The sequence below is a fragment of the Gemmiger formicilis genome (assembly GCF_016901605.1).
GTDB classification, from domain to species: Bacteria; Bacillota; Clostridia; order Oscillospirales; family Ruminococcaceae; genus Gemmiger; species Gemmiger formicilis_B.
The window spans coordinates 1-9,552 of the sequence record NZ_JACJKP010000116.1 but is presented as its reverse complement, the minus strand read 5'-3'; the positions used below and the strand labels follow the sequence as shown (position 1 = coordinate 9,552).

Here is a 9,552-nt window from a genome sequence, read left to right as displayed (position 1 = left end):
GGGTGCCGTGGGGTATGACCATATCGGTTACAACGTGGGCGGCATTGCCGGCAGTCAGACCGGTTACATCGAAGGCTGCGTCAACAATGGTACCGTTCACGCCCGCAAGGAGGGCGGCGGCATTGTGGGGCAGATGGAGCCTTCCAATGTGCTGCAGTACAGTCAGGACACCCTGCAGCAGCTGCAGGGGGAACTGAACACCCTGCAGGGCCTGATGAACCAGGCGACCCGGGATGCGGCGGCTTCTTCCAGTGAAGTGACCGCCCAGATCAATGACCTGAAAAACCGGGTAGACAGTGCCCGCAGTGCGGTGGATACTCTGCTGCAGAAAGTGGCGGACGGCATCGACATCGGCACCCAAAACCTGACGCTGACCACCCTGGCCGACCTGACCGGACAGGGAAATGCCGGTGCGGGGGCGGATGTAAGCGGCGAAGGACAGGGCAGTGCTTCTATCGATACCGAGATCGGGCCTTCCGCCACCCCGGCACCTACCGAGAACCCGGCGGAAAGTCCGACCCCGGGACCTGCACCGACAGCGACGCCTTCCGTTACACCGGAACCGACGGCGATTCCTACGCCGCTGCCCGATGAGCAGCCTGCCGAACCGCCTGCTGTACAACCGACAGAAACCCCTGTTCCGGAACCCCCGGCGGCTTCCACGGAGGAACCGGCGGTTTCTTCCGACACCAGCCAGCCGGCAGACAGCGGCACGGAGGCCGAACGCAGCGAAGAAGCCCACGGACGTCCGCCCCACCGGGCCCCCGGATTGGAGATCAGTACTGACCTGGCCGGGCAGGGCGGCGGCAGTGCTTCGCTGGACGGGGCGGCATCGGCGGATGGTGGCGTTTCGCTGGACGGTTCCGCTACCCTGACGGTACCCAGCATCGAACTCAATGATCAGGATGCCATTACGGCAGCGCGCAACAGCCTCAGCGGCAGCCTGACCTCCATTGCCGACGGGGTGGAAGCGCTGAATACCAATACCGGGGACCATACCCAGGCGTTGATCCGGGATATGGAAGCCATTACCAACCAGCTCAACAAGATCGGCAATACCTTGCTGGGCGCAGCCGAAAACGCCGGGCAGGGAACTCTTTTTGAGGATGTTTCCGACGAAGATACCGACGGCGACACCGAGGGCAAGGTCTGCAACTGCCTCAATTCCGGGGCGGTATATGCGGACCTGAACGCCGGCGGCATTACCGGGGCTATGGCACGGGAAAACGACCTGGACCCCGAGGACGATACCCGCATCAGCGGCAGCAGCTCGCTGAATGTGACCTATAAGACCCGCGTTGTGGTGCGCGGCTGCACCAACCAGGGAAGCGTGGAGGCACAAAAGCAGTGCGCAGGCGGTATCGTGGGCAGTATGGAACTGGGGTCCGTGCTGCAGTGCTGCAACACCGCCGATTTACTGCTGGAGGATGTGGACTATGTGGGCGGCATTGCCGGGCAGAGCAAATCTATCCTGCGAAACTGTGCTTCCGAAAGCCGTCTGGCGGGAAACCGCTGTGTGGGCGGCATTGCGGGCAGCGGTTACACCCTTACCGGCTGCCGTGCCATGGTGGAAGCCACCGGCACCGAAAAGGTGGGGGCGGTGGCCGGTACCCTGCTGGCGGAAGATTCCCTGAGCAACACCCTCAACCAACTGCAGGACAATACCGGCACGGTGCAGGATAACTGCTTTGTCAGCGATACACTGGGCGGCATTGACGGCGTCAGCTATGCAGGGCAGGCGGAGCCGGTTTCCTTCGCGGATTTTGCGGCCCTGGCTACCCAGGAAAATCTGCCCGAAACCTTCTCCACCATTACCATCACCTTTACGGCGGATGGCCAGACGGTGGCGGTGATCCCGGTGGAATACGGCAGCGCCTTTGATATGACCCAAGTGCCAGACATTCCCACCAAGGAAGGGTTTACTGCTGCATGGCCGGCGTTTGCCCATGACTGCGTTGTGTTTGACCAGACCGTGGCGGCGGTTTATACCCCGCTGGCAACGGTGCTTGAAAGTGCCGAACAGCGGGAGGATGGCCGTGCCATCCTGTTGGCAGAAGGTACTTTTGCGGAGGGTACGCTGACTGTGACCGCTTTGGAGGACGGCGTTCCTTCCGGAACGGCGGAAAGCTGGCAATTTACCCTGCCGGAAGAAACATCCGGTACGATGCAGTTGCATTATCTGCCTGCGCAGAAGAAGGCGGACCTCTATCTGCGCGGCGGGGACGGCAGCTGGCGCAAGGCGGAAACCACCGTGGACGGCAGTTATCTGGTCTGCACACTGCAGCCCGGTGATGATGCCCTGGCAGAGGTGCCGCGGGCTACCTTGCCGCCGGCGCTGCTGGTACTGCCCTGCGCAGCGCTGGTTCTGCTGGCGGTGCTGGCCGTGGCGGTTCGCAGGCATCGCGCCGCAAAGGCTAAATCCTGAACCGAAAAGGGCGGCTGCCTGAATAGGCAGCCGCCCTTTTGTTTTGTGAGCAAGTTTAAGCTGGGGTCCATTGCCAACTATGTCGCACGCCAGAGTACCCGGCAAATCATACCGCCGAGATGGTGGTGAAGCAGTTCAACAGGACAGGGTACTGGGCGGGGTCGATGTAGCCCAGCACGATCAGGCACATGGTATCGCCGACTTTCTTCAGCAGCATGGTCTGGGAAGTCTGCATGCCGTTGGCTGCGGCCGTATAGGTTATGCCGGTAAAGGTGGTGTCGCCAAGGGTCACCGTGCCGGGGTCGTCAAAGGTTACCTGCAGGGAATCCACCTGGGCCAGCTGCTGTTTGAGGGCCGCAATGTACTGGGTTTCGTCAATGCCCTCCAGGGCCAGCGTCTCGGTGGCGATGCTGACGCTGCTGCCGGTGGCTACGTCCACCGCCACCATCTCATAGCCGGAGGTCTGCTGCACCTGCTCCATCAGTTGGTCGCTGTTGGGGGCGTCGCCGTAGACGAAATCGGCGCCGTTCTGCATCAGGGCCTGCATCTCCTCCTCGGTGGCCAGCACCATGCTTTCGCTGGGGGAGAACATGAACCCCAGCGAGGTGTTTGTGTACCCGTCCTCGGTGAGCACACCCGGGGTATAGGTGGCGGGTTCCGGTGTGGCGGTGGGGGCCGGGGTAGCCGTGGGTTCCGGCGTGGGGGCTGCGGTGGCCGCCGGCGGGGCGGTGGCCTCGGCAGCCGACGATGGGGCGGCAGTCTGGCTGCAGCCGGCCAACAGAGCGGCCAGCAATGCAGCCGACAGATACAATGCAATGCCTTTTTTCATGGTACTCCTCCTGACGGTCATAATTTGCACCGTGGCAGGGAAGCCGGGCGCAGGCCGTCCTCATACTACCAGTCTACATGGTACGGTTTAGCGGTTTCAAGTGGCGTTTTCCCCAAAAAGTTGTAAAGATTTTGTACATGCGACAAAAAAGGCGGCAGCACAGATCTGTGCAGCCGCCTTTATATTGGCGATTCGGGGAAGGTTTATTTACCGCGTACCAGGCGGGAAAGCTGGATCAGCAGGGTGGGCGCAAAGGCCAGACCGATGATGCACAGCAGCTGGAAGCCGGTGACGGGAGCTACCAGGAACAGGCCTTCCAGCGCGGGAACGAACAGGACAAAAGCCAGCAGCAGCACGCCCACGCCGAAAGCCATCAGCGAATAGGGGTTGCCGGCCAGGCCCAGCCGGAAGATGGACTCGGTGCCGCGGCAGTTGAAGCCGTGGAACAGACGGGCCAGCGTCAGGGTGGCAAAGGCCATGGTGCTGGCCAGTGCGGCGTCGCCCTGGGCCAGGCCGATATAGAAGGCAATCATAGAAACTACGCCGATCATCAGGCCCTGGCCGAACACATGGGTCAGCATGGGCTTGTCCATCATAGAAGCATTGGGGTCACGGGGCTTCTGGTCCATCAGGCCGGGACGGGCAGGTTCCATACCCAGGGCAATGGCGGGCAGGCTGTCGGTCAGCAGGTTGATGAACAGCAGGTGCACCGGCTGGAACGGCACGCTCAGGCCGGCCAGCGAGGCATAGATGACCGCCAGAATGGCGCCCATGTTGCCGGACAACAGGAACTGGATGGCGTTGCGGATGTTGGCATACACGCTGCGGCCGTTGAGCACCGCCTTGACGATGGTGGCAAAGTTGTCGTCCGCCAGGATCATGGCGGCGGCATCCTTGCTCACCTCGGTGCCGGTAATGCCCATGGCCACGCCTACATCAGCCTTTTTCAGGGCGGGGGCGTCGTTGACGCCGTCGCCGGTCATGGCCGCAATGCAGCCGCGGCGCTGCCAGGCGGTGACGATGCGGATCTTATGCTCGGGCGAAACGCGGGCATACACCGCAATGCGGGGCAGTTTTTCGTCCAGTTCGGCGTCGGTCATGGCTTCCAGTTCCACGCCGTCCACGGCCATATCGCCCTCGCTGAAAATGCCGATCTGCTTGGCAATGGCGGTGGCGGTGACCTTGTGGTCGCCGGTGATCATCACAGTGCGGATGCCGGCTTTTTTGGCTTCGGCCACAGCCTGCACGCTTTCGGGACGCGGCGGGTCGATCATCGAGATCAGGCCCACGAAGGTGTAATCCTGTTCATCTTCCAGGGTCAGCAGGCGGGCTTCCGGCAGGGGGCGCTGGGCAAAGGCCAGCACGCGCAGGCCGTTTTCGGACATTTCGCGGTTGACCCGCTCGATCTCGGCACGGCGTTCCGGCGTCATGGGCACGGGGCCATCGGCGGTCAGCAGGCGGGTGGAGCGGTCCAGCAGCACATCGATGGCACCTTTGGTGAACAGCATGGGGCCGTCGTCGGTGTTGTGCAGGGTGCTCATCAGCTTGCGGTCAGAGTCAAAGGCCAGTTCCGCCAGACGGGGATGCTGGCTGCGGTAGACGGGGGCTTCCACATAGAAATAGTTGCCCAGCTGTACCAGGGCTACCTCGGTGGGGTCGCCCACCGGGGCGTTGGTTTCAGGGTTGATGGTGGCGTCGCTGTCCAGCACGGCAATCTTCAAAAGGGCGCGCTGGGCGTCGTTGGCCAGCTCCAGGTCGGTGCCTTTGGTCAGGGTGCCGTCGGCCCAGATGGTCTGCACGGTCATGCGGTTCTGGGTCAGGGTACCGGTCTTGTCGGAGCAGATCACCTGCACCGAACCCAGGCTTTCCACGGCTTTCAGTTCCTTGATGATAGCATTCTGACGGGCCATCTTCTGGGTGCCCATGGCCAGCACAATGGTAACGATGGAACTCAGCGCTTCGGGAATGGCAGCCACGGCCAGAGCCACGGCAAACATCAGGGAATCCAGCACGCCCATGCCGTTGCGGAACACCGACAGCAGGAACACCACGGCGCAAATGACCATAATGACCATGGCCAGTTTGCCGGAAAAGTCATCCAGATTTTTCTGCAGCGGGGTCTTGCGCTGCTGGGTCTGGTTCATCAGCGCGGCAATGCGGCCCAGCTGGGTATCCATGCCGGTGGCAGTCACCACCATGGTGGCGCGGCCGTAGGTCACCAGCGAACCGGAAAAGGCCATGTTTTTCTGGTCGCCCAGGGCAACTTCGGTGCCTTCAATGGTTTCGCGGCTCTTCTCCACGGCTTCGGATTCGCCGGTCAGGGAACTTTCGTTTACCTTCAGGGACCAGCTGTTCAGGATGCGGCCGTCCGCCACGATCAGGTCGCCGGCTTCCAGCTCCACAATGTCGCCGGGAACTACCTGGTCGCCGGGCACTTCCATCCGCTGGCCGTCACGCAGCACCTTGGCGGAAGGCGCACTCATGGCCTTCAGGCTTTCCAGAGACTTCTCCGCCTTGAAATACTGCACGGTGCCCAGCACGGCGTTGAGGATCAGCACCGCAAAGATGACCAGGGTGCTTTCCAGGTTGCCGGAGAACATGGAGATGATGGCTGCCACGATCAGAATGGCCACCAGCAGGTCTTTGAACTGCTCCAGAAATACCGAGAGCCAGCTCTTCTTTTCGCCTTCGGCCAGACGGTTGGGACCGTATTGGGCCAGGCGCTGCTCCGCCTGGGCGCGGTCCAGTCCGCCGGAAGTTACGCCCAGCTGTTCGAGCGTTTCTTTGGGGGACAGGTTGAAATAGGATTTCTGCATACGTTTCTCGCCTCTCTGTATAAAATGTACCGGGCCCATCCGGCACGGGCAAACAAAAAAGACCTCCCGGCCGTGGGGATTGCTCCCGGCCGAAAAGTCTTGTTACCACTGGAATGGGCTCGCTCCGCCAGATTCCGGCAAGCGGAATCGGGATGTTGACGGCGCGACTTACAACTACTCCCTTTTCAACAAGCAACTATACCATGGATAAGCCGGAAATGCAAGTGTTAGTTTTGTTACATCAAAAAAATGGGCAAAAGGGCATGGTTTGATGCAACTGCGGCCAAGGCGGTTCCCCACAGAAACCGTGTGTGCGTGAAAAAACTCCGCCAACCGGAAGATTGGCGGAGTTTTGGGTCTGTAATCAGCCCAGCTGATGGTGGGTGATTTCCATCTGCAGAGGACCTTCGGCGGTAAAGATAATGCCTTTGGCTTCGGCGGGGGTCTCCAGCCGGATGGCCATGGTGCGCTCGCCGCCGTTGATGAACAACTCGGCACATTCACCGTCCAGCACCAGCCGCAAGGTCAGCTTACCGTCCTGCGGGGCGGCGGGTACCCGGCGGATATGGGGGATGTCCCGGCGGCTGCCGCTGCGGTTGCGGTCCAGCAGCAGTTCGCTGCAGGCGGGCGTCCAGCAAAGTTCGGTGGCGTGGCGTTCGTCCGCGGCAAAGCGCAGGGTAAAGCGGCGGCAGTCGGGGCAGGCAGCGGCATCCAGGGTCACGGTAAGGTCTGTATGCCGTCCGGCAATGCCCTCATAAGCGGCGGTGCCGTTCAGCCGTTCCCGGCGGCTGATGGTGTTCTGCCACAGGGCTTCGATCTCCCGCGCAGGGCGCTGGCACAGCCGGCCGTTTTGCAGGAACAGTTCCCGGGGCATGGTCATGCAGCCGAACCAGCGGTGCCTACGGGGCGCTTCGTTTACGGTGGCCCAGTTTTCCATCCAGGCAATCAGGATACGGCGGCCGTCGGGGGTCAGCACCGTTTGGGGAGCGTAGAACTCGGTGCCGTAGTCCAGGGTCTGGACCTGTTCCCGGGTAAAGCGGGCCTGTGCTTTGTCGTAATGGCCCAGCAGAGCTACCGTGCCGAATCCGGCGTGGAACTCACCGTCGGCGCTGCCTTCCATTTCCTGGGGGCTGACCAGCAGCACCTGCCGGTCGTCCAGGGGGAAGAAGTCGGGGCATTCCCACATCTTGCCGTATTCCCAATGGCAGCTGTCCAGGGTGGTGCGGTAGGTCCAGTGGCGGGCGTCGGGGCTTTCGTACAGCAGGATGCGGCCCTGGTCCTTGGCGTCCCGGGTGGAAACTACGCAGTGGTAACAGCCGTCCTCATACCAGATTTTCGGGTCCCGGAAATCCACGCAGGAACCGCCGTCGGGCAGCAGATCTTCGCCAATCACCGGGTTGGCGGCGTCTTTCACAAAGTCGGTGCCGTCCCCGGCAGCCAGGCATTGCAGCTGCTTTACGCCACCGTTGCCGTCATCCTGCACACCGGTATACAGCAGGAGCAGGCGCCCGTCGGGGGCGGTTGTTGCGGTGCCGGAAAAGCAGCCTTTGGCGTCGGCGTCGGTGTCCGGGGCTATGGCACAGGGACGGTGTTCCCAGTGCAGCAGATCCGTGCTGACGGCGTGGCCCCAGTGCATGGGCCCCCAGACGGTATCGTAAGGATAATACTGGTAAAACAGATGGTAAGCACCCTGGTAGAAGCAGAACCCGTTGGGGTCGTTCATCCAGCCCACATAGGGCGTCAGGTGAAACAGGGGGCGGGCCTCGGCCGGGATGGCGGCGCCTTCCCGTGCCTCATAGATGCGGGCTTCTTCCAGTTTGGTCGCAGAACACGGCATAAGGGAAGAACCTCCTCTTTTCAGATCAGTTTTTTGGGAAAAATCAGGCGGCAGATTCTGCCGTGGCAGGAGCGGTGGTGTCCACAGCACCGGCGGTTTCTTCATAGCGGTCGTAGGCAGCCTGGTAGACTTCCAGCAGTTCCTGCATACCATAGCTGTTCAGGTTTTCTTTGTAGGCATTCCAGGTGTCGTCGGTGATGCCGCCGTCACGCAGCCAGGTGGCTTCCTGTTCGGCCACAAAGTTCTCGAAGTCTACACGCCATTTGTCGATGGTGTCCAGCTCGTCCTCGGTGTACACGCAGTCGATGGGGTAGGTGGTGGTATCTTTCACAAAGGGCATCCAGTAGTCATACAGGTCGGTCAGGCGCTCCACGGCGCGGGGTTCCATCTCAAAGGTGGTGGCATAATAGTCGGACAGGATCAGCTTCGGGCCGTACACTTCGTACTCGCTCTTCACTTCACCGGCGCTCTTGCCGAACTTCTGCTGGGCTTCTTCGTCGGAGATGCTCTGCCACAGGCCGTTTTCGTCCCGCTCGGTGAAGTAGGTGCCGATGGGGCCGTACTGCAGCTGCATAACGTTTTCGGGATCATACCACTGGTCGTAGAACTTCAGCAGGTTGATGGGGCTCTCGCAGGCAGAGGTGATGCTCAGGTTGCCGGAATTGATGCCGCCGCCGTCACGGACGGTGACATTGTAGCTGCCGTCGGGACCTTCCAGAACCGGCAGGAAAACGTAGTCGTCGGCGTAATCGCCCATCAGTTCCTCGATGTACCACCAGGTGGCAACACCAACTTCACCCTGGGAGCACTTGGCCATGTACTGGGTGTCGGTCTGGCTGAAGGCTTCCTGGTCGATCAGGCCTTCGGCAAACCAGTTGTGGAAGTATTCCAGCGCAGCGCGGTAGTTGTCGTCGTCGCTCACAAAGTTGACGGTGCCGTCGGGCTGCAGCACCAGGTCGGCGCAGATATCGTTGGTCCAGTTGGTAAAGCCGAACCCGGCGTAGAAGATGTTCTGGCCCCAGCACCACTGGTCGATGCCGAAGGACATGGGGATGGTGGAACCGGCTTCGTTGCCGTAATAGGTGGCGCTCATGTCGTTCTCTTTGAACGCTTCCAGCGCGCCGTGCAGTTCATCCAGCGTGGTGGGAACTTCCAGGCCCAGCTCGTCCAGCCAGGCTTTGTTGATCATGGAATACTGGGGGATGGTGTAGATGTTGTAGTCTTCCTCTTTGCCGATGCCGGCGGTGCCCATCTGTTCACCGGAGGGCAGGCCGTAGATGCAGCCGTCGTCCATGGTGATGGCTGCCCGGATATCGGGGTGCTCTTCCAGGATCTTGGTCAGGTTGGGCATATATTCTTCGGTGATGTAGGGGGTAAGATCAATGAAAGTGCCGTCCTGGCCGTAGTTGGTCAGGTCGTAGTTGGAGAAGCCTACGGCGTTGAAGGCGTCGGGCAGGTCGTTGCCGGCAATGCGGATGTTTACCTGCTCGGACAAAGAATCGCTCATGGTGTCCCAGGTAATGGAAATGCCGGCATTCTGGGCCATGGTGTTGAGCACTTCGTTGGAATCGTAGCCGCCGGACAGGGCCGAGATACCGCTGATGATCTTGAAGTCGGTCTGTTCGGTGTTGGTGTTGACGGTGCC

4 protein-coding genes and 1 pseudogene are annotated in these 9,552 nt (G+C 61.2%); 1 reads left to right on the top strand and 4 read right to left on the bottom strand.

From position 1 onward, the window contains the following. A pseudogene (locus H6B10_RS09745) lies at positions 1 to 2,425 on the top strand (hypothetical protein); the annotation flags it as partial. Positions 2,426 to 2,531: 106 nt separating this feature from the next. Here H6B10_RS09745 and H6B10_RS09740 read toward each other — a convergent pair. The 4 genes from H6B10_RS09740 to H6B10_RS09725 form a co-directional block, all read right to left on the bottom strand. Then, positions 2,532 to 3,254, bottom strand: a complete 723-nt coding sequence (locus H6B10_RS09740) for a hypothetical protein (RefSeq protein ID WP_204651427.1) — start codon at positions 3,252 to 3,254, stop codon at positions 2,532 to 2,534. Positions 3,255 to 3,457: 203 nt separating this feature from the next. Next, entirely contained in the window at positions 3,458 to 6,070 is a 2,613-nt protein-coding gene (locus tag H6B10_RS09735) for a cation-translocating P-type ATPase (protein WP_204651426.1), read from the bottom strand. Positions 6,071 to 6,434: 364 nt separating this feature from the next. Beyond that, on the bottom strand, positions 6,435 to 7,907 hold the full coding sequence (locus H6B10_RS09730) for a glycoside hydrolase family 32 protein (protein ID WP_204651425.1): 1,473 nt from the start codon (positions 7,905 to 7,907) through the stop codon (positions 6,435 to 6,437). 43 nt (positions 7,908 to 7,950) lie between these two features. Continuing rightward, on the bottom strand, positions 7,951 to 9,552 hold a 1,602-nt coding region (locus H6B10_RS09725; protein ID WP_204651424.1), incomplete at its 5' end, for an extracellular solute-binding protein.

Bases quoted from the DNA above. Each gene is read 5' to 3' on its own strand.
- H6B10_RS09730 (WP_204651425.1), bottom strand. From the start codon at position 7,907: ATGCCGTGTTCTGCGACCAAACTGGAAGAAGCCCGCATCTATGAGGCA.
- H6B10_RS09735 (WP_204651426.1), bottom strand. From the start codon at position 6,070: ATGCAGAAATCCTATTTCAACCTGTCCCCCAAAGAAACGCTCGAACAG.
- H6B10_RS09740 (WP_204651427.1), bottom strand. From the start codon at position 3,254: ATGAAAAAAGGCATTGCATTGTATCTGTCGGCTGCATTGCTGGCCGCT.